Annotated in this window: 21 protein-coding genes; 1 reads left to right on the top strand and 20 read right to left on the bottom strand. The window is 32.5% G+C overall.

Annotated elements, in window-relative coordinates; all coding sequences use genetic code 11:
- Positions 1-102 precede the first annotated feature (102 nt).
- The 13 genes from ABMA45_RS05425 to ABMA45_RS05365 form a co-directional block, all read right to left on the bottom strand.
- The gene (locus ABMA45_RS05425) at positions 103-324 is read right to left on the bottom strand and encodes a hypothetical protein (protein ID WP_022088869.1); all 222 of its coding nucleotides are present in this window, start codon (positions 322-324) and stop codon (positions 103-105) included.
- Between the two features lie 135 nt (positions 325-459).
- A complete protein-coding gene (locus ABMA45_RS05420; RefSeq protein WP_347996169.1) occupies positions 460-1,611 on the bottom strand; it encodes a peptidase domain-containing ABC transporter in 1,152 nt (383 codons plus the stop codon).
- A 26-nt stretch (positions 1,612-1,637) separates the two neighbouring features.
- Positions 1,638-2,171 carry a cysteine peptidase family C39 domain-containing protein gene (locus ABMA45_RS05415; protein WP_022088867.1) on the bottom strand — a complete coding sequence of 178 codons (534 nt, stop codon included), beginning with the start codon at positions 2,169-2,171 and terminating at the stop codon, positions 1,638-1,640.
- 109 nt (positions 2,172-2,280) lie between these two features.
- Positions 2,281-2,907, bottom strand: coding sequence for a DUF3267 domain-containing protein (locus ABMA45_RS05410; protein WP_022088866.1), 627 nt, complete (start codon positions 2,905-2,907; stop codon positions 2,281-2,283).
- Positions 2,908-3,163: 256 nt separating this feature from the next.
- Positions 3,164-4,279: a GHKL domain-containing protein gene (locus ABMA45_RS05405; RefSeq protein WP_348029926.1), complete on the bottom strand. Its 1,116-nt coding sequence runs from the start codon at positions 4,277-4,279 to the stop codon at positions 3,164-3,166.
- A 389-nt stretch (positions 4,280-4,668) separates the two neighbouring features.
- The gene (locus tag ABMA45_RS05400; RefSeq protein ID WP_022088864.1) at positions 4,669-5,220 is read right to left on the bottom strand and encodes a transcription repressor NadR; all 552 of its coding nucleotides are present in this window, start codon (positions 5,218-5,220) and stop codon (positions 4,669-4,671) included.
- 105 nt (positions 5,221-5,325) lie between these two features.
- Positions 5,326-6,180, bottom strand: a complete 855-nt coding sequence (gene nadC, locus ABMA45_RS05395; protein ID WP_022088863.1) for a carboxylating nicotinate-nucleotide diphosphorylase — start codon at positions 6,178-6,180, stop codon at positions 5,326-5,328.
- A 69-nt stretch (positions 6,181-6,249) separates the two neighbouring features.
- Positions 6,250-7,548: an L-aspartate oxidase gene (locus tag ABMA45_RS05390; protein ID WP_022088862.1), complete on the bottom strand. Its 1,299-nt coding sequence runs from the start codon at positions 7,546-7,548 to the stop codon at positions 6,250-6,252.
- Between the two features lie 95 nt (positions 7,549-7,643).
- Positions 7,644-8,552 carry a quinolinate synthase NadA gene (gene nadA / locus ABMA45_RS05385; protein ID WP_022088861.1) on the bottom strand — a complete coding sequence of 303 codons (909 nt, stop codon included), beginning with the start codon at positions 8,550-8,552 and terminating at the stop codon, positions 7,644-7,646.
- A 24-nt stretch (positions 8,553-8,576) separates the two neighbouring features.
- Positions 8,577-8,705 carry a hypothetical protein gene (locus tag ABMA45_RS05380; RefSeq protein ID WP_260978937.1) on the bottom strand — a complete coding sequence of 43 codons (129 nt, stop codon included), beginning with the start codon at positions 8,703-8,705 and terminating at the stop codon, positions 8,577-8,579.
- Positions 8,706-8,784: 79 nt separating this feature from the next.
- Positions 8,785-10,668: a fructose-bisphosphatase class III gene (locus ABMA45_RS05375; RefSeq protein ID WP_022088860.1), complete on the bottom strand. Its 1,884-nt coding sequence runs from the start codon at positions 10,666-10,668 to the stop codon at positions 8,785-8,787.
- A 105-nt stretch (positions 10,669-10,773) separates the two neighbouring features.
- The gene (locus ABMA45_RS05370) at positions 10,774-12,222 is read right to left on the bottom strand and encodes an aminoacyl-histidine dipeptidase (RefSeq protein ID WP_022088859.1); all 1,449 of its coding nucleotides are present in this window, start codon (positions 12,220-12,222) and stop codon (positions 10,774-10,776) included.
- Positions 12,223-12,258: 36 nt separating this feature from the next.
- Positions 12,259-13,125: a zinc ribbon domain-containing protein gene (locus tag ABMA45_RS05365; RefSeq protein WP_022088858.1), complete on the bottom strand. Its 867-nt coding sequence runs from the start codon at positions 13,123-13,125 to the stop codon at positions 12,259-12,261.
- A gap of 143 nt (positions 13,126-13,268) precedes the next feature.
- On the opposite strand from ABMA45_RS05365, the gene ABMA45_RS05360 reads away from it, so the two are divergent.
- On the top strand, positions 13,269-14,327 hold the full coding sequence (locus ABMA45_RS05360; protein ID WP_022088857.1) for a DUF975 family protein: 1,059 nt from the start codon (positions 13,269-13,271) through the stop codon (positions 14,325-14,327).
- A 63-nt stretch (positions 14,328-14,390) separates the two neighbouring features.
- On the opposite strand, the gene ABMA45_RS05355 is transcribed toward ABMA45_RS05360, so the two are convergent.
- From ABMA45_RS05355 to ABMA45_RS05325, 7 genes are all read right to left on the bottom strand, one after another.
- Positions 14,391-14,885 (bottom strand): CarD family transcriptional regulator, encoded by a 495-nt coding sequence (locus tag ABMA45_RS05355; RefSeq protein WP_022088856.1) that lies wholly within the window; start codon positions 14,883-14,885, stop codon positions 14,391-14,393.
- A gap of 128 nt (positions 14,886-15,013) precedes the next feature.
- Positions 15,014-15,169 carry a hypothetical protein gene (locus tag ABMA45_RS05350; protein ID WP_022088855.1) on the bottom strand — a complete coding sequence of 52 codons (156 nt, stop codon included), beginning with the start codon at positions 15,167-15,169 and terminating at the stop codon, positions 15,014-15,016.
- 14 nt (positions 15,170-15,183) lie between these two features.
- Positions 15,184-16,107 carry a homoserine O-acetyltransferase MetA gene (gene metA / locus ABMA45_RS05345; protein WP_022088854.1) on the bottom strand — a complete coding sequence of 308 codons (924 nt, stop codon included), beginning with the start codon at positions 16,105-16,107 and terminating at the stop codon, positions 15,184-15,186.
- Between the two features lie 364 nt (positions 16,108-16,471).
- Positions 16,472-17,884 carry a glycoside hydrolase family 25 protein gene (locus ABMA45_RS05340; RefSeq protein WP_022088853.1) on the bottom strand — a complete coding sequence of 471 codons (1,413 nt, stop codon included), beginning with the start codon at positions 17,882-17,884 and terminating at the stop codon, positions 16,472-16,474.
- 263 nt (positions 17,885-18,147) lie between these two features.
- Positions 18,148-18,471, bottom strand: a complete 324-nt coding sequence (locus ABMA45_RS05335) for an AzlD domain-containing protein (protein WP_022088852.1) — start codon at positions 18,469-18,471, stop codon at positions 18,148-18,150.
- Entirely contained in the window at positions 18,472-19,185 is a 714-nt protein-coding gene (locus ABMA45_RS05330; RefSeq protein ID WP_022088851.1) for an AzlC family ABC transporter permease, read from the bottom strand.
- A gap of 137 nt (positions 19,186-19,322) precedes the next feature.
- The gene (locus ABMA45_RS05325; protein WP_022088850.1) at positions 19,323-20,288 is read right to left on the bottom strand and encodes a beta-ketoacyl-ACP synthase III; all 966 of its coding nucleotides are present in this window, start codon (positions 20,286-20,288) and stop codon (positions 19,323-19,325) included.
- Positions 20,289-20,448 lie beyond the last annotated feature (160 nt).

Here is a 20,448-nt window from a genome sequence, read left to right as displayed (position 1 = left end):
CTTATGTTTCTTGAACTCTGGTTTTATGCAAATTAATCAGAGTTCTTTTTATTTATATAAAGTAGTTTATCAAATGATAAAGCTACAATTTATCAACTTAATTTATAATATATTCGGACTAATTTCCACGTACACATCTATCTCTGTGTTATCTATATTCATTGGAGCAATGTGCTTTGTTACATTATACCCTACATTTATTGGCTGTATGGTATTTTCCAATATATATTGATTAATTTCGTTACAGGCAATCTGTAAACCACTTGTAGTCCCTACATATGCTAATTTAAGAGCATTTACTATTTTTATTTTTCTTTGAAACAATACTACTCTATGCTACCTATGTTTTTGTCTATTGGTAAAATAAGTTCTACTCCAAAATGTCCATCCTCCTGAATATTCTTGTGCGGCAGATTATTCAAAAAGGAACCTTCTCCTAATAATAAAGGGGCTGTCGCACTATGATTGATATGCAATCCTATCCCTAAGTTTTTCAATCTGAATATCTTTAATATTATTCCCATTGATAAGAATATCTCCCTCTTCAGGCGTGTACATGTGAAGCAACAGTTTTGACAACGTAGTCTTTCCAGAGCCACTCTCTCCGACAAATGCAACCTTTTGTCCTTTTTCTATTTTCAGATTAATATCCTCGAGAACAAGTCTTCTTGTTCCATATCTGAATTTCAAATTCTTTATTTCTATATCTCCTGAAAGACTCTCAGGGGACATTTTTCTGCTTTCTTTTTCTGTCTTCTCCGCTTCTAGCTCAAGTATTTCTCCGAGTCTGTCTGCTGCTACAACTGCTGTCTGCATCTGCGGCTGAAGGTTTATAAGATTTTTTACTGGATCTAAAAAATATACCAATAAAGAATTAAATGTAATAAGGGCACCTACGGTCATCTCACCGTTTATAACACTGATACCTCCAATCCATAGAATAATAACTCCTCCTACAAGTTCTACAAACGTCTTAAGAGATGTCTGGATGTTTTCTGCGAAAACAAGATTAAATATACTTCTCAAAAGTCTTACAAACTTCCGCTCTGTTTCAAATTCTGCTTTTCTCTCAGCATTATATGATTTTACTGTCTGAATACCATTAAGGGACTCAACCATATAAGAAGTAAGTTGTGCATTTGCTTCCATCTGCTTTCGATTAAGTCTCTCATACCATTTGTTAAATGATATAACAATAATAAAATAAAGTCCAACCACAACAACTGAGATTCCAAACATCTTTGCATTCTGAATATATAAAATAATCGCTCCTGCAATTGCCATTATAGTGTCAATCATAATTGTAAGAGTTGCACCTGATATTGCATCTCTTACTTTTCCTGCATCCTGGAACCTTGATATTATTTCTCCTACTCTTCTTGTACCAAAGAAATTCATTGGGAGTTCCAACACATGTCTATAGTATCCAAGCAAAAAAACTATATCTAATTTTTGGCTCAAATATAGAAGCATCTGAGACCTAAATGCATTAAGGATAACTCTAAAAAGATTGAGAACAATAACACCAATTGATAGCGTCATAAGTGTCTGTGCCAAACTATTTGGCAGCACCGTATCAATCAACTCCTGAAAATAGAAGGCACTTAATATTCCTAGTACAGTATAAATAAAAGAAGCTAAAAAATGTGCAACAATAATCTTTTTTGTGGTATAAGCAATTTAAAAAAGCTCAAAAGTACATTACTCTTTGTAAATGTTTTATCAAGTTTATGATCTTTAACAAAAAGTATACACACACCTGTCCACTTATACTTATTGCCCGTTTCAGATTTTCCAATAAACTCATCAATTCTTATCTTCATTACCCCTTCTGCAGGGTCCGCAATAATTATATGTTTTTTTGTAATCTTATGTATTACAACATAATGTAATAAACTATCATTAACTATAACATGTGCTATGCACGGCAAACTAATCTTTTCTCTTAATATATCATTATTTATTTCTTTGGTTTTCACACTTTTAGCTTTAAATCCTAAAGTATTTAAAGCTTGAATCATTCCATAGACATTTGTTCCACGTTTATCAGTTCCTGCGATTTCTCTTATTTTAGAAATACTTATATTATACCCCTGTTGTCTACAAATTGTTGCGATACACGCCGCACCACAATCTGTATTATCATGTTGCTTTACACAATTGTATTTCATCTTATCTTCCCTTTGTAATTATTTATAGATTAATAGATATGGTATAAATTTCTCAAATTATATCAAATAATAATCTTTCTACTTCAACCAGGCATTTACAATTTCCTAACTATTGGAATCTCTTCCAATACGAGTGTAATCCATAATTAACAATTCTAATGTGAGACGGCGTTTTAAACACAGAATAATAAATATTATAGATGTCTGTTGAAGAAAACATAATCATATACCAGGACATAAACAGCATTGCTAAATTTATATTTGTATTTATTATGCCCGCCAAAATATACCATGCTACGAACAATCCTATCCCTTGAAAAAAAACAGGAGCAATATTAATAACTATGAATCTTTTTTTTGATATTTCTGCATTACAATAAATCAGGAAAAAACCTTTTTTCATATTTGTATATATATTTTTTCTTGATGTTCTTGGGTAAAAAACAGCATGTATATATTCATGTAATATTCTCATAAAATTCACTACTATAATCCAAGTTAAAACAGTCACTACAGTCCACACATCCAATTTATATGTAGTATCTATTGTCATTATTTTTTGTATTGATAACACAATAATAAATAATATTACTGGCAATGTAATTATCAATCCTCTCGAAAAAGCTTCATTCAGATTCTCACCCTCTTCAAATTGAGTCCAACCAACTGGGTCTTTTCCCTTATTTTTCAACTGATTTTCATCAACATATTTACCTTCATAAGAAATATTAAACAACTGTTTTCTCCCCTCTCAATCTTTTTTGCTCTATTTTTAATCTACTTTCCTGCGGCGAATTAGGTTTTCCCTTTTTTACATCTTTTGTCTCCATATAATTTCATCATCAACTATTGCTATTTGCATTTTTCACCTCATAATTTAACCGGTTTATTTTTATACATTTAAATAGTCTTATTTAAAGTGTACTATAAAATACTTGAACTGAACTTATCTTTATATTTTGTATGATTAAATATTTATATCAAAGTCATATCTATCTGTTATACATCAAAATATTAACAATGAACTTATTTTCCGCCCGGATATTCATGCTTCTGGAATATTTCTCCACGCTTCTTTTTACATTTATAATTCCGTATCCATGATAGTCAGTATTCTTTTTATTTGATATATATTTACCATTTTTCATTTTAATATTGCCATCATAATCATTTTCTACTGCTATGACTATTTTATTGTCTTTGTAACCACACTTTACTTCAAGACTTTTATTTTCACTTTTTGAAGCTGCTTCTATTGCATTTGACAAAACATTTGAAAATATTGTGCATAAATCAAAAGCTTCTATCTTGCAATTTTTAGGAATTTGCCCTTTCACACACATTGAAACATTCTTTTTTTGGGCTTCACTATAATACCTGTTTAATATGGCATCTACTATTCCGTTATTAACAGTGAGCACATTCCCGAAATTTTCAATTTGTCCACATATGCTTTCTATATATTTGCCGACTTCATCATATTTTTCTTTACGCAATCCTTCTGCAATAACATTCAGATGACTTCGTATGTCATGTCTGAACAATTTAGTCTCACGTTCGCGTTCTTCGAGATATTTATAATGATTTTTCTGTTCTTCAAGAAATTTCTGATTGAGTTCATTTCTTTCTTTATAATCACTTCTTGAAACTGCAAGCATCATTACCAACGCTATTTCAATAAACATACCTATTGACATTGCCAAAAACGTCACATACACTAACGCCACGTTATCAACCTGAATCTGAGCGAAAACATATTCTTTAAAAAATACGATGATAAATGTATTTGCGATTGTCAATCCTAAGAAAAATATGTAATAGCCAATGCCTACTTTTTCTATTCTGCTTCGATATTTTTTCCCAATAATAATTGATAAACTCAATAAACATGCAACTGTTATCAGACTCGACATAAATCTCTCAATTAAGTGGTTACCTATTTTTATGTAATCCATTAGTACTTCTATTATTACCCTTGTCATTTCGTCCAATAAGGTTATTATAAATACTGACCACAATGTCAATAGCATAAATTTTGGATTCACATTTTCATATATTATTGCCATTTGGACAAATACAAATAAAGTATATAAAATAAGATAGTTCACAACATTAAACTCCGCAACTATTCCCATTGCCACACATACTAAACTAACCGGCAATATTATATTATTAAATTTTCTTTTTTGTCTGAGAAAAAACATATCTGATATAAATATGTACTTCAATACTTCCAGGAAACATAAAATCATATTATAGATTATCATTTTTATGACTTTCCCCCCTTACCCCTTTAACCAATACTTCAGTAAATTATACATTATTTTGCATAATATAACAATATTTAATCATTTGTACAACATTTAACCTAAAAATTAAGGCCTCGTTTTTCTTCAAAAAACCTGCCTTTATAAATATGGCCTTTCCCTATACAGTCAAAAAAGAGGATAGTTCATCTATCCTCTCCATACAACACCTATTGTTTAATATTAAATATTTATTCATCTACTCTGCTCCAGAAATCTACGGGTTCATAATCTCTTAAAGCTACCAAATATCCGCTTTCGTCAAGTTCCTTTTGTATTTCATCTAATGTTTCTTTTGAATCAGCAGATACAGTATGATAATGATATTCTGAAGTTATTTGCATAAGCGGTGTAGACACGCCACTTTCAATTCCTTCAATATATTTTTTTACATCACGACGGGACTTTATGTTCATGTCAACTTTTATGACACCATATACTTTGTGGTACACAAACACATCATCTACCACTCCGCCTAAATCTACAATGAGATTTAATTCGTCAGGAATCTGCTCTGTTGTATGTTTTACTTTAAACACTCTTTTAAATGTTTCTTCGTCATTTAAAATATAACCCTTATGAGTAGAAATAATTTCGTGATTTTTTGCTCTAAGAAGTGCAATATCCTGAACAACAATCTGTCTGCTTACATTAAATTTTTCAGCTAATTCCGTTCCTGATACAGGATTTGTGCTTTCCTGCAATATTTTCAACAGATTTTCCCTTCTCTTTTCTCCGCTCATAAATTCCTATCTCCTACAATTTTAAATATATGAATGTTTAATGTCCGACTCTTAAAATTTGATATATCTAATATCAAATATATTAAGTGCCATCTCTCATGTGTCTTATATTCTGTGAAGGTTTTTAAGTGAAATATCCATAATTGGTGCAGAGTGTGTTAATGCACCACTAGAAATATAATCAACACCTAAATCAATTAATTTTGCAATGTTTTCTTTAGTAACATTTCCTGAAATTTCAATTTCTGCCTTATGATTTATAACTTCCACTGCTTCTTTCATCTCTTCATGGCTCATATTATCAAGCATGATTATATCTGCTCCTGCATCTACTGCCTCTTTTACCATTTCAAGATTTTCTACTTCAACTTCTATCTTTCTTACAAATGGTGCATATTCCTTTGCTGCCATTATTGCTTCTTTGACACCACCTGCAGCACCTATATGATTATCCTTTAAAAGAACACCATCTGTCAAGTTGTATCTGTGATTATTTCCACCACCAACTCTTACAGCATATTTTTCAAATATTCTGTTGTTCGGGCTTGTCTTTCTTGTATCTAATAATTTTATTTTGCTATCCTTAAGTAATACTGCTATAGAATGTGTGTATGTTGCGATTCCACTCATTCTCTGAAGATAATTAAGTCCTGTTCTTTCACCTACTAACAAAGTTCTGATATCGCCTCTTACCTTTGCCATAAGCTGTCCTTTTTTTACTTCATCCCCGTCCTGAACGTAGAATTCAAATTCTGTATTTTCATCTAAAAGTTCAAATGCTCTTCTGAATACCTGAAGTCCACAAATAACTCCATCTTCCTTGCATACTAAATCTACTTCGCCAGCCTGTGCTGTTGGCATTACAGCATTTGTGGTTACATCTTCGCTTGTCACATCTTCTTTTAATGCGCTTAATACTAATGGATCAACGCTTAATTTCAAAGTAATTGGATCGTACATTTATAATACCTCACTGTTTAATCTTTCACTTTATATCTATCATTTAATCTAATTGTTTAACTTATTTATTTAAACTGCCTGTTGTGCTTCATTATTTAATCTGTCTATTTCATCTAAAACAAGTTTTTTGTACTCTTTTGCAAGGGCATCTCCATCCTGGTATTTTGTTATATCTATGTTTTCAAATTCCTTCTGTTTTGTAGTATTATACTGTTCTCCCATCTGGATTGCTGCTCTTTTCGCAAATACAAGACTTTCTAATAACGAATTACTTGCAAGTCTGTTCTTTCCATGAACCCCATTACATGCAGTTTCTCCTACTGCATAAAGCTGGTCCATTGATGTCTTACTTTCAAGATTTACTTTTATGCCACCCATAAAATAGTGTTGTGCCGGTACTACTGGAATGCAGTCATCAGGCACGTTATAGCCATATTCTCTACAATGTTTTACTATATTTGGAAAATGGCTTTCTAACTGTTCTCTGTCAATTGGTTTCATAGACAGCCACACAAAATCAGTTCCGTCCTTTTTCATTTGTTTTCTTATTTCTCTGGTAACAACGTCTCTTGGTTGCAGTTCATCTGTAAATCTTTCCATTTTTTTATCCAAAAGAACTGCCCCTTCTCCTCTTACTGATTCTGAAATAAGAAAACTTCTATCTGTCTCATTCTCAGTGTAAAATGTTGTAGGATGAATCTGAACATAATTTGTATTCTTAAGTTCAATTCCGTGTTTCAAAGCGAGTGCAATTGCATCTCCTGTCAAATGTCTGTAATTTGTAGAATATCTGTAAATTCCACCAATTCCACCACTTGCTAATACTGTATAATTAGCCGTTATTGTATCAAGTGTGCCGTCATCTTTCTTTACCACCACACCATAACATACATTATCTTCACATAGAATGTCCACCATTGTCCAATGTTCTTTTATTATAACATTTGGCAGTTGTTTAACTCTTTCATAAATATGACTTGTAATTTCTTTTCCGGTTACATCTTCATGAAATATTATTCTGTTTCTTGAATGTGCACCCTCTCTTGTATAACTTAATGAGCCATCCTCTTCTCTATGAAAATCTGCTCCAAATTCAACCAAATCTGTTACTATATCCGGTGAAGATTTTATCATTGTTTCTACTGCAGCTGTATCATTTTCAAAATGTCCGGCTCTCATTGTATCATAGAAATAACTGTCATAATCTTCTTCATCTGTCAACATGCACATTCCACCCTGTGCTAAATATGAATCACTATGCTCAACTATATCTTTTGTAATTATTAATATTTCTTTATCTCTTGGAAGATTATATGCACAATAAAGTCCTGAGCATCCACTTCCAACAATTACTATATCTGTTTTCATTTTACTTCACTTTCTATAAAGAGATTTTCTATTCTAAAAAAAATAAATTATATTTAATCTGTATATTTTAATTTCTTATTAACGAATTCTAATCTTTATTTTGCTAATTCAAGCATTCTTGATAATGGATAATTAGCCTTCTGTCTTATCTCTTCATGTAATTCAACCTGATTATCAAATGTTTCTAATACGTTTAACACTTTTTCAAGTGTAATCTTTTTCATATTTGGACAAATCTGTGAATCCTTAACCGGATAGAATTTCTTATCCGGATTTCTTTTCTGAAGTTCATGAAATACTCCGATTTCGGTGGCAATTAAAAATTCTTCATCTTCACACTTTGTTGCATAGTCAATAATTTCAGCTGTACTTCCTATAAAGTCTGAAACAGCTAATACATCTTCTGTACATTCCGGATGTGTTAAGACTTTAACTCCGGGATGTCTTTTCTTTGCGTCTGCAATATGCTGTGTTGTTATTTTTTTATGTACATGACAATATCCATCGTTGAATATAAAGTTCTTGTCCGGTGTCTGTTTTGCTACAAAATGCGCTAAATTGTTATCAGGAACAAAGAATATGTCTTTATTTGGTAATGCCTTTACAACTTTTACTGCATTTGATGAAGTTACACATACATCTGAATATGCTTTTATTTCTGCTGTTGAGTTTACATAACATACAACCGCAACATCAGGATACTTTTCTTTTACATTTAATATATCTTCTACTGTAACCATATGAGCCATAGGACAATCTGCTGATAAGTCCGGCATCATAACTGTTTTCTTAGGATTTAATGTCTTAGCACTTTCTCCCATAAAAAGTACACCACAGAACAAAATATTCTTCTGTGGAACTATTGTTGCAATCTTACTTAATGCAAATGAATCTCCTACATAGTCTGCGATATCCTGCACCTGTCCATCTACATAGTAATGTGCTACTATTGCAACATCTTTCTCCTGCTTTAACTGTTCAATACGTGCTATCATATTTTCCATTTTGCCACCTGAACTGATTCGCCATTATGTTTTATAGAACCAGTATTTTCCTTTCGTGTTTTCATTAGGTGGCATTATATCATCTGTCTTGTCAGTTGTCAAATCAGTTGTTAACTCATATGTCAATTCAGAACAAGTGATGGCTCTTTTCAAGTTGTACTCTTAATTTAATCTAGCTTCAAATCCGACTATATTTTTTAACCTGATTATATTTTAAAGAGCTGTTATACAGTTATACTCTTTCCTTTATTTCACCTTGTCTATAACCCTCGAGTAATTCCTCAAGTTCTTTTATTTGCTTCTTAATATTTTTTCCTATATCACTGTCTCTAACCATAACTCGTTTATCTATAGTCTCTATTCTATCTGCAGTTGATTCAATATCTTTATTTTCTTCAAGTGCCGTTTCAATACTTTCAAATGGCTGATGTGACATAAGTCTCATGCTGTGGGAATTATAAATTAATGTATATCCTGCAATACCTGTAGTATCATGATATGCTTTGCAGAATCCGCCATCAATTATTATAAGTTTGCCATTTGCATGAACCGGCTTTTCTCCTTTTGTTACCCTGATTGGCGTATGGCCGTTAATTATATGAGACATTGGTGAATACATATCAAAATCATGAAGAATCATATTACATGTTTTTTCATCTTTATAAAAATCATAATATGGATTCTTAGGTTCATTCCATGCATTTTTATCATCAATAAAAGTTCTTTCAAATGTCTTTATTCTTCTTCCTGATAGCGGAGATTTTTCACCGCACCACAAATACCACATAAAATCAAGTTCATCCTGATTATTCTTATTAAAATAAGCTTTTCTCGCCATTTTATCAGCATAATCAAGATAATCTTTTCCTTTATAATTCTTGTCATTTAATTTAATAACAGCAAAATTTCCATCCTCATCCAAAGGAACGCAGCCATGATATAACAAATTATTATTGAAACAACAATACATACTTCCTTTTGCATATAAGAATTCTATATGTTGTTTTAAACGTTTGTTATTAACATACATTCTTCGAAGTTCTTTCACGAGTTGCTTTTCTTCTGATGATAATTCGTACGGATTTTTTCTATCAACTGTTGGAAAATTAACATCATTCATCTCATATGTTTTTCCTTCAATTTCAATAGTTCCATTTTCATAATTTATTTTATGTAAAAGTCTTCTATCATCCATATTATATTCGGGATGTCTTGAAATAATCTGTCCTTCTAATTTAAATAAAATGACTGAAATTGCTTTTAATGCTGCTTTCATAGGTTCCATATCCGGGTATAATCTTTCTGCAAAAAGCGTTAAAGTTCTAAGACTTATTCCATATCCGTTTTCAAGCATTTGCATATTATTATACTGAATATTATTTCTTATTGTCGTGGCAATACACGCATCACTTCCGGCTGTTGCTCCCATCCACAAAATATCATGATTTCCCCACTGTATATCTATTGAATGGTGTTCCATCAGCAAATCAAGAATATCATCAGGATGTTCTCCTCTGTCAAATACATCCCCCACTATATGCAAATGGTCTACCGCAAGACGCTTTATCAGGGTCGATAATGCTTCTATAAATTCCTCTGCATTTTTTATACTAATAATTGTGTCTAATATTTTTTCATGATAAACAATCTGATTATTGTCTTCATCCTCCTGCATATGTAAAAGTTCATCAATAATATATCTATAGTCCTGAGGCATGGCTTTTCTCACTTTAGAACGTGTATACTTTGATGAAAATTTCTTTGCTATATTAATAAGTTTTTTCAAATTATCCCTATACCAACCGTCCGTCAGTTTGTCTTCCTGCCTAAGCAAATTCATTTTTTCTTTCGGATAATAGATTAATGTACATATCTCTTTTCGTTCTTCCTTCGTCATAATGTCACTAAACATTCTGTCTACTTTGTCTCTTACTTCACCTGCACAGTTATTTAACAAATGACAAAAAGCTTCATACTCTCCATGCAAATCACTCATAAAATGTTCTGTTCCTTTTGGAAGATTTAATATTGCATTTAAATTTATAATTTCTGTACACACAGACTGTATCGTTGGGTATTTTTCTGAAAGTAACTGTAAATATCTTTTTTCGCTCATATCTGTATCTCCAAATCTTTCTCTTCTTATATAAACACAAGAAACTCTCGCTTTGATTTAATTTCAAAAAATTAAATCCTAATGCAAGAGTTTCTCTATTATCATTTATTTAAGTCTCTCTAAAGTTTTTAACAATAATTCCCATGTTCTTTCTGTTGATGCTATAGATAACACTTCTTTTGTCGTATGAATATCATGCATCTGCGGTCCAAATGAAATACAATCAAGTCCTTCTAATTTTGATGAAAAGATTCCACACTCAAGTCCTGCATGAATTCCTTCAACTATAGGTTCTTTACCGTAAATTTCCTTATATACATCTACCATAATATCGCGCACTTTAGAATTTTCAACATATTCCCATGCCGGATATTCTCCACTTATGCTTATTTCTTCTCCAAGTAAATCCGCTAATGAGCGAATTTTTTCTATTAAATATTTCTTTTCTGAATCTTTTGAACTTCTTACTGAATAAGTAAATATTATGTCATCTTTATTTGTTCTTAACACGCCTAAATTAAGTGATGTCTGAACTAATCCCTCTACATCATGGCTCATTTTCTGTACACCATGTGGCATATTAACTAAAGTCATAATTGCTCTAATTGTAGTTGGAACTGTTGCAACATCAAGTACCTGACTTGGAAGAACATTAGTTGTAAGTCTCATATCAGGGTCTGTATGCTTGTATTCATCCTTTATTTCTTCAAATGTTTCTTCTACTATCTGTTTTACTTTATCAACGTTTTCAGGTAATACGGCAATTGCAGCTTCACTTAATTTGGCAATTGCATTGTCTTTCTCTCCACCATTAATTGAAATAATTCTTATATCCATATTTTGAACAAGATTTAATAATATTCTTCCAAGAGCAACATTTGCATTAGCTCTTCCTAAATGAATTTCTGCCCCTGAATGTCCTCCTGTAAATTGATCAAGCTTTATTTCAAATATCTGTCCGTTTACAGGTTCATGCTGAAATGGAACTTTGCATTCTACTGTTCCACCACCTGCACAACTTACCGTAAATACTCTTTCATCCTCTGAATCAGCATTTAATAAAATCTTTCCTTTTAAAACTGATGTATCAAGTGCTGCTGCACCCAACATTCCAATTTCTTCATCTACTGTAAATACTGCTTCAATTGCCGGATGTTTAACGCTGTCATCATCTAAAATGGCTAAAGCCATTGCCACTGCAATACCATCGTCACCGCCAAGAGATGTTCCTTTTGCACTAATGTAATCTCCATTAACCTCTAAATCTAAGCCTTCTTTTTCCATGTCTTTGTTGCAATCAGCTTCTTTAACCGCAACCATATCCATGTGTCCCTGAATGATTACCGTATCCGCATTTTCATATCCTTCTGATGCATCTTTAAAAATAATAACATTTTTGCTTTCATCCTGAATATACTTTAAATTATGTTCCTTTGCGAAATCTACAAGGTAATTACTTATCTTCTCTACATTCTTTGAACCATGTGGTATCTGTGTTATCTCTTCAAAATATTTAAATACACTTGCCGGTTGTAAATTTTCTAATACTTTCATTTTATGTCATCCTTTCCTGTTGTTAAAATTCTATATCTATTCTGCTCCATCATTAGAATCTGCTGCATTATTATCATTATCCTGTGCCGCTGCCTGTGTTGGTGCTACTGTAGCCGCCTGTGTTGGCGCTACTGTTGTTGGTGCCACTGTAGGAGCCTCTGTTGTTGGCGCCACTGTTGTTGGTGCTGCCGTTGTTGTTTCTTTAGCTTTCTTTGTTTTCTTTTCTGTAGTCTTTTCTTCTGTTGTTGTTTCCTTCTTGTAAGTTGTTACAACTGTTGCTTTTGTTGTGTATTCTTCTGTTGTATATTCTTGTGTTGTTGTCTCCTGAGTGGTATTTTCGGTTTCTTTAGCATCTTTATTTCCACCTGTCAGATTATTTGCAAGAATAATTACAAGAACAACTATAAGTATTGCTGCTACTGCTAATGCTAATGCAATAATACTCATCTTTTTATTCTTATTGCTCTCTCTTAATATTTCTAATTCGTCTTCTTCTATACCATCATCGTCAGTTTCTCCGTAAAACAGGTCTTCTATAACTCCTGCTCTCTCCTTCTGAGCATTTTCCGCTTCATCATCAAACTGAAAATCTGTAGTGTTAAAATTAAAGTCATCAACTTCCTGAGGTTCTATGTCCTCAAATTCCATAGCTTTATTTTCTTCAAAAATCTTTGTATCAGCCATGCCTGATAAATCCTGAGTTTTAGATATATCATCTTCTTCTACGTTAAAGATTTTTGTCTTGCCTTCATCCGCATTAATTGCATCCGATAGTTCCTCTGTTTCTGAGAAATCGATATCATCTAAAAAAGTTTTCTTAGCATCTGAATCAACCGGCGTTCCACATATATGGCATGTCTTCTGCCAATCTGCCAATTGAGTTCCACAATGTTTACAATACATATGTACATATCCTCCCTGTGTTTTAAATTAAGCATCCATATATATATACGAAAAAAAATGCTATTTTATTTATTTCTTTTTTGTTTTGTATTATAATAACACAGTAACTAAATTTTATAAATACATTCGCAGGAGATTATTTTATGTGGAACAGAATAGAACTTAAAGCAGCTGCAAAGCAAAGATTTCATTCTAACTATTGGCCATCAGTTGTTGTAGCTGTTATCTTATCAATTACATTGGGAACTTTTTCTTTTGGGAACAGTTTCTCTAACGCAACTTCTGATAATTATTATAGCAGTTCAGATATTAATAATATACTATCTGATTCTCCTATTCCTGACTCATCATATTCAGATATGTCAGCATACATGAAGAATTACATATCTTCCATTTTCCCAGGAGTAAATGTTAATACAATACTTCAAGGACTCTCATTAATAATATTAATAGTTGGATTACTTTCAATACTTTTAAATGTTTTTGTATTTAATCCTTTGCAGGTTGGGTGCCAGCATTGGTTTATTCGTTCAAGAACTGAAGACAATTATAATATTGGTAGTGTAGGATTTACATTTAAAGAAGGATATGGAAATGTTACAAAAACAATGTTCTTAAAACAGCTTTACACATTTTTCTGGTCATTGTTATTTGTCTTTCCCGGAATCATCAAATCCTATGAATATCGTATGATTCCTTATTTACTTGCTGAGAATCCATATATGAGTACAGATGAAGCATTTGCAAGAAGCCGCTCTATGATGGATGGTGAAAAATGGAATGCCTTCGTTCTTGATTTGTCATTTATAGGTTGGAATATTTTGTCATCATTAACTTTAGGTCTTGTCGGTCTTTTCTATGTGGCACCATATCAGGCATATACTGACATGGAATTGTATGTAGCTTTATGTTCAAAACCTAATAATGGATATAACGGAACAAATTATAATAGTTATAATACCAATAATGGTTATGGTAATAATAATAGTTACAATAACAATAGTTATAATTATGACAACGATTATAGTAATGGTAACTCCGGCTATGGTAGTGGCTATGATGATAATAACTATAGCAATGGCTATGATAATAAATATGGCAATGGTAACGACAATTCAGGTTATGACAACAACAGTAATTCAAATTATAACAATAGTTCAAATGACTACGATTACAACAACCATGATAATTTAGATGAATAGATTATGCTTATAAAATTTTAATATTTTTAGAATAAAAAATGACCATCAAATGATGGTCTTTTTTTATAGGTGGTCAGTTATGTACTGTTCCACATTGTCCTTTTCAATATCTAAAGCAATTGAAAATTCTTCATATAGATTTTCTTTTGCTTCTTTTAAATATCTGTCGTCAACATATGTAATTTTCTTTCCCTGTTGAACTCTTTCCTTATTGCGCATATGCAATGTCTTAATAATTCTAATCCATTCAACACAATCACATGACGAAATTGCTTCTTTATATTTAGCCTCTCTAAGTCTTTCATTGTTAATCCACAACGGCTCAATACTTTTAATCTCATTTACAATATCTTCCGCCTGATCTTTCGAAATAACTGATCTCATTGTTACCCTGTTGTTGTCTACAGGATAAAATACTTTACTCTGTTCAGATTTCATTGGTACCAAAACATAATATAACTTATCTTTGTCGGCACCCGATATCTCTAACTTAGTAATGTCATCAATCTTACAAACCCCATTTCTGCCGTGTACAACATATTCTCCTATTTTAAACACTTATCTCACCTCTGACTTTTCTTTTCGGCTATGTATTTATTATACTCCTTTAACCGACAAAATGTCATAGGCATAATAAACAAACTTTAACACGCTAATGTTTGTTCATTATGTTAACTATTTAAACTCTACACTGACTCACCATTGTCAAAATCATCTTCTTCTTCACCTTCATCATCTTTTTCTGCTAAATATCTGATGTAAGCCTGTTCTTCTAACTTTTCATCGTCTTCCATTATTCCGTTTTTATTTTTATCAAATTTCTTATCATATGGTCCAAACATACAAACCTCCCTATTTACTCATTTTTAACTGCATTTACATCATACGGTGTTGTCTGATATACATAATAATTTAACCAGTTTGTGAATAACAACTGTCCTGCTGAACGCCAATTAACAACCGGCTCTTTTGTTGGATCATCATCAGGGAAATAATTTACAGGAACTTTAGGATTCATTCCCTTTTCCGTATCTCGTATATATTCTAATTTTAAAGTATCAGCATCATATTCCGAATGGCAAAATACAAAGAACTGTCTACTATCCTCGCTTTTAACAATTGCTACTCCGGCCTCATCCGATTCTGCCATCAATTCAAGTTTAGGTTCCGCAAGAATCTGCTCTTTTGTAATTTCAGTTGCTCTTGAATGTGGAGCGTAAAATACATCATCAAATCCTCTAAATAGTGGAGCATTTTTCTTAAGAATATGATGTTTATAAATTCCTGATAGCTTAGGTATTCTGTCTCTCTTTCTAATACCATAATGATAATAAAGGCCCGCATAAGCGCCCCAGCACAAATGGAATGTACAATGTACATGTTTCTTTGACCATTCCATTATCTTGCATACTTCATCCCAGTAATCGACATCTTCATAATCTATAAAATCAAGTGGTGCCCCTGTGATAATCAATCCATCATAAAAATGATCTTTTACTTCATCGAATGATTTGTAAAATTCATCTAAATGACTACTGTCTGTATGCTGCGATTTATATGTTACTGTCTGTAAAAATTCCACCTGAATCTGTAATGGAGTATTAGATAATTTTCTTAAAAGCTGTGTCTCAGTTACAATTTTAGTCGGCATTAAATTCAATACTAAAACATTTAATGGTCGTATATCCTGAGTCATAGCTCTCTGCTCTGTCATTACAAAAATATTCTCCTGCTCTAAAATATGCTGTGCAGGCAAATTCTGTTTTACTTTAATAGGCATCTTTCTTCACCTCTATCAAATTCATATGTAATATAAAATGACGTTGGGGGGGTCTAAAGCCTCCAACTTTAATTCCTACGAATTGTTTCGTGCTATGCACTCCCACAATCCTAGCATCATAAAACTATATTATACCACAAATCTATTATATCCACCAATAACATTTAGCTAATTGCCATACAAAAAATTTACTTCTTCTATAAATGCTTCAAATGTAATTCATCCCATATAATTTAGATATGCAATATGGCAATAAAAAATGTGCTTCAGTTTTACTAAACCAAAACACATTTTTTACATTTATAAATTGCAAAATTACTTTCATTATTTATTATTACTATAAAATAAGTAATTTATTCATCTTTTATTTTCTTCTTACAGTTACTTTAACTTTTAATTTCTTGCCACTCTTAAGATTTACTGTAATTGTAGCTTTTCCTTTTTTCTTCTTCGCTGTAATAACACCTTTTTTATTAACGGTAGCTATTTTTTTATTAGATGATTTATAACTTTTTACTTTATCGCCTGCTGATAAATTTGATACTCGTATTCTATTATATTTTCTGCGGAATCTTAGTGTAACCTTTGTTGTATTTAATTTTCCTGTAGGCTTAAGTTTTTTCGTCTCTTTTGTCTGTAATTTTCCACATACACTACAAATTCTTACTTTAGTTCCTTTTGCAAATATAGTTGCACTTTTTGTAGTTACCCACTGTGAATAAATATGTCCGTCTTCTATACAATCAAACTGCATAAGGAAATTCAAATCTGCATTTCCATTTACTCCGGGAACTTTTCCGGTTGATGTTGATTGCCATATCTGGTAAGGCTTTGTATATGAGCATGCCGAATTATATTGTGCTACCCACTTTGTCCATTGATTAAATCTGCTATCTGTAAGTTTATTTGTCCACCAGTTTAGATTTGCATAAACGCCTGCCTTATAGCCTGCTGCAATAGTCTTATTAAAAAATGCTGTAGCAAAATTTCCTAACTGCTTTGGAGTAAGTCCGTTTTGTGATGAATCTTCATAATCTATATAAATAGGATATGTTGGTTTTGCGCCTGTAGATTTAATTAATCTTAAAACATGATTTGCTTCGCTCTTTGCATCAGACTTACTTAAAGCATATGAATATATGTAAATTCCATAAGGAATATTGTACTTCTCACATCCTGCAACATTTTGTGCAAAATATTTGTCATCCTGACTTGTTAAATTGTTTCCATATCCGCAACGGATAATAACAAAGTCAACATCCGATTTACTAACTTTTTCCCAATCTATTTTTCCCTGATGATGACTTACATCTAAACCTTTTGCAACAGCGCCTGTAATTTGCTTTAATTTGTCATTATAGAATTTACCGTTGCTTTCTCCCCATGCTGTCTTTTTTGATGTTGTAGGTGCTTCTGTTGTAGGAGCCTGTGTTGTTGGGCTCTGTGTTGTCGTCTCTACCGTAGGAGCCTGTGTTGTTGTTTCAGTTACAGGCTGTGTTGTTGTAATATCTGTAGTTGATGATTCCTGTACTGTAGAAGTTTCTGTTGTACTTGTCTCTATTGATGGTCCTGTAGTTTCCTGTGATTCTTTTGTTGTTTCCTGCTGACTACCATCAACAGTCACCGGTTCTTCTTCAGCATTTATCCTTACTGAATATTTATTATTCTGATTTGTTTTTGCCTGTGCCTTTACACTTGTAAAATTAAATGGCACCGTCGTAGCAATTAGTGCCGCCACAAGAAAAACGGCTACTTTTTTCTTTGCTTCTGATTTCATATCTTCTCCTTTTATATAGCATTGTATATTTGACTCAAATTTATATTGTAACTAGCATATACTTCACAAACTCTCTTGTAAAATATCGATTTCTCATCACTTTTTCAATTTTACTGTATATATAAATTATTACAATAGACTGCGCTAAATTTCAGAATTTTTGCCACACTTTTGTTAACTAAAAACACTTTCTTTATTTGAAATTAGCAACTGTTATTCTGTATTTTTTATTACGCATTATCATAACTCCGATATTTCTTTCCTTATAGTATGTCTAATATTTTTTCAGCAAATTCTACTACAAACACTACTACGCAACTGATAACTGCCACCTGAAACAGACTTCTTCCCCACCATGCAAGTGCAACTGCAGTAATAAGTGCTATGATTGCAGATAATGTACTCTGCGTAGAATCCAAAATTGCCGGGAACGTCATTACTGCCAATGTTACATATGGGACGTAATATAAAAATGACTTTAATGTCTGATTTTTTATCTCTTTTCTTATTAATGTAAGAGGAAGCACTCTTATCAGATATGTAACAAGAGCCATTGCAAATATGTAAATATATATTTTACTGTTCAATTATTTTTCCTCCTTTACAGGGAACAAAATTGCTGCTCCAAGTGAAATTACTACTGTAAGTATTATTATTTTCATACCACTTGATATAGCTGAAAATAATGCTAATTTATTAAATATGTAACTTGCAACAAAGCTTATTATTATCAATACTGCAACTATTTTATTCTTTCTCGCAGGAGGTATGATGACTGCTATAAACATTCCATATAAACCTACGCTTAATGCACTAACCACTGAAACAGGAAGAAAATTTCCAAGCACTACGCCAAATACAGTTCCAAATACCCATGCAGGTGACGCAACTGCTGCCATTCCGAAATTATAATATGGGTCTAATTTCCCGTCTGTCAGTATTGACACTCCAAATATTTCATCTGTTATAAAATATCCCATTATGAGCCTTTTCCAAATTGGTGTGTCTGCCGGGATTTTCTGACTCAATGCACATGACATAAGCAAATATCTTGCATTTGCAACCGCTTCCATAACAACCATTTCTATTAAACCTGCATGAGCTGCAATCAAAGTAAAGCAAATATACTCTCCCGCTGATGCATGAAGTCCAAAACTTGTTAATCCTGCTTGAAATGCTGTAATTCCTGCTTTTTTCGCCGCTATTCCTAATGTAAATGCCACAGCCAGATATCCCATGGCTATTGGTATTCCATTTTTTATTCCCCTTACAAATTCTTTTCTATGTGTATGTTGTTTCATTTTACCTAATCCCATTATTTCATTAAATTACTGTATATAAATTATGTAATGCCCCGCCCTTCGGTCGGCGGCTATTCGTCGGAAACTTTTATAGGAAATGAACTTCGTTCATTTTGTTTCCTCCTGGATAAAAAACTTTACCACTGTATAAGTGCCGCTCCCCAAGTTAATCCGGCACCAAATCCGGCAAGTAAAATCAAATCGTTTTCTTTAATTTTTCCTTCTTTATTTACTTTATCTAAAAGTATCGGTACGCTTGCCGCAGAAGTATTTCCGCATGTATCCAGATTTACAGGAATTTTGTCCATAGGTATTTTCTTTCTCTTTGATATAGAAGTTAAAATTCTTAAATTTGCCTGATGAAGCACAAATAATTCAACATCATCTATATTCTTTCCTGCCTTATTTAGGACTTCATCTATGCATTCAGGAACTTTTTTTACTGCAAATTTGAATACTGACTGACCTTCCATTGAGACATATCCCGGTGTCAAATCTCCTTTCACAATAGGATTATTGTTTTCACGTCCTTTGCACGCTAATACATCTCCGCCTGCTCCATCTGCGCCCTGTATTCCTGCTAAAATTCCCGGTGTTTCGCTTGCTGCAACAACTGCTGCACCTGCTCCGTCACCAAATAAAATACATGTTCCCCTGTCATTCCAGTCTACGATTTTTGACAAAGTCTCCACTCCAATTAAAAGTGCATTTTTATACATGCCCGTTTTTATGTACGCATCTGCTGTATTGAGTGCAAATAAAAATCCTGAGCATGCTGCATTTATATCAAATGCAGTTGCATTTACAGCCCCTAACTCCTTCTGAACGCTACATGCTGTACTAGGCAAAAGATTATCTGCTGAAACAGTTGCTACTATTATTAAATCTATATCCTCAGGTTGCAAATTTGCATTTTCAAGTGCATCCTTTGCTGCCATTGATGCCATAGTAACCGTAGTTTCGTCTTCGACTATATGACGGCTTTGTATTCCTGTTCTTTCCCTGATCCATTCATCATTTGTATCTACAAGCTGTGCTATATCATCATTTGTTAATACTTTTTTTGGAAGATAACTTCCTGTTCCCACTATTTTTGTATACATTTTTCTCTCCATTTTAATATTCAATTATGTCTATTCATTATCTGTCCCGAAGCCTGTTGATATTAAGAGAAAGAGCATTTGTCCCCGTCGGTTCAATGTTTTGTCATGTGGAATAATTAGAAACGAAGATTCTAAAATCAGACCACATGACAAAACGTTA

It is taken from the genome of Eubacterium sp. CAG:156 (assembly GCF_000434315.1).
In the GTDB taxonomy this organism is placed as follows: Bacteria; Bacillota; Clostridia; order Lachnospirales; family Lachnospiraceae; genus Eubacterium_U; species Eubacterium_U album.
Note: the sequence above shows the minus strand (reverse complement) of the source record. Positions and strands in the feature narration are given on the sequence as shown.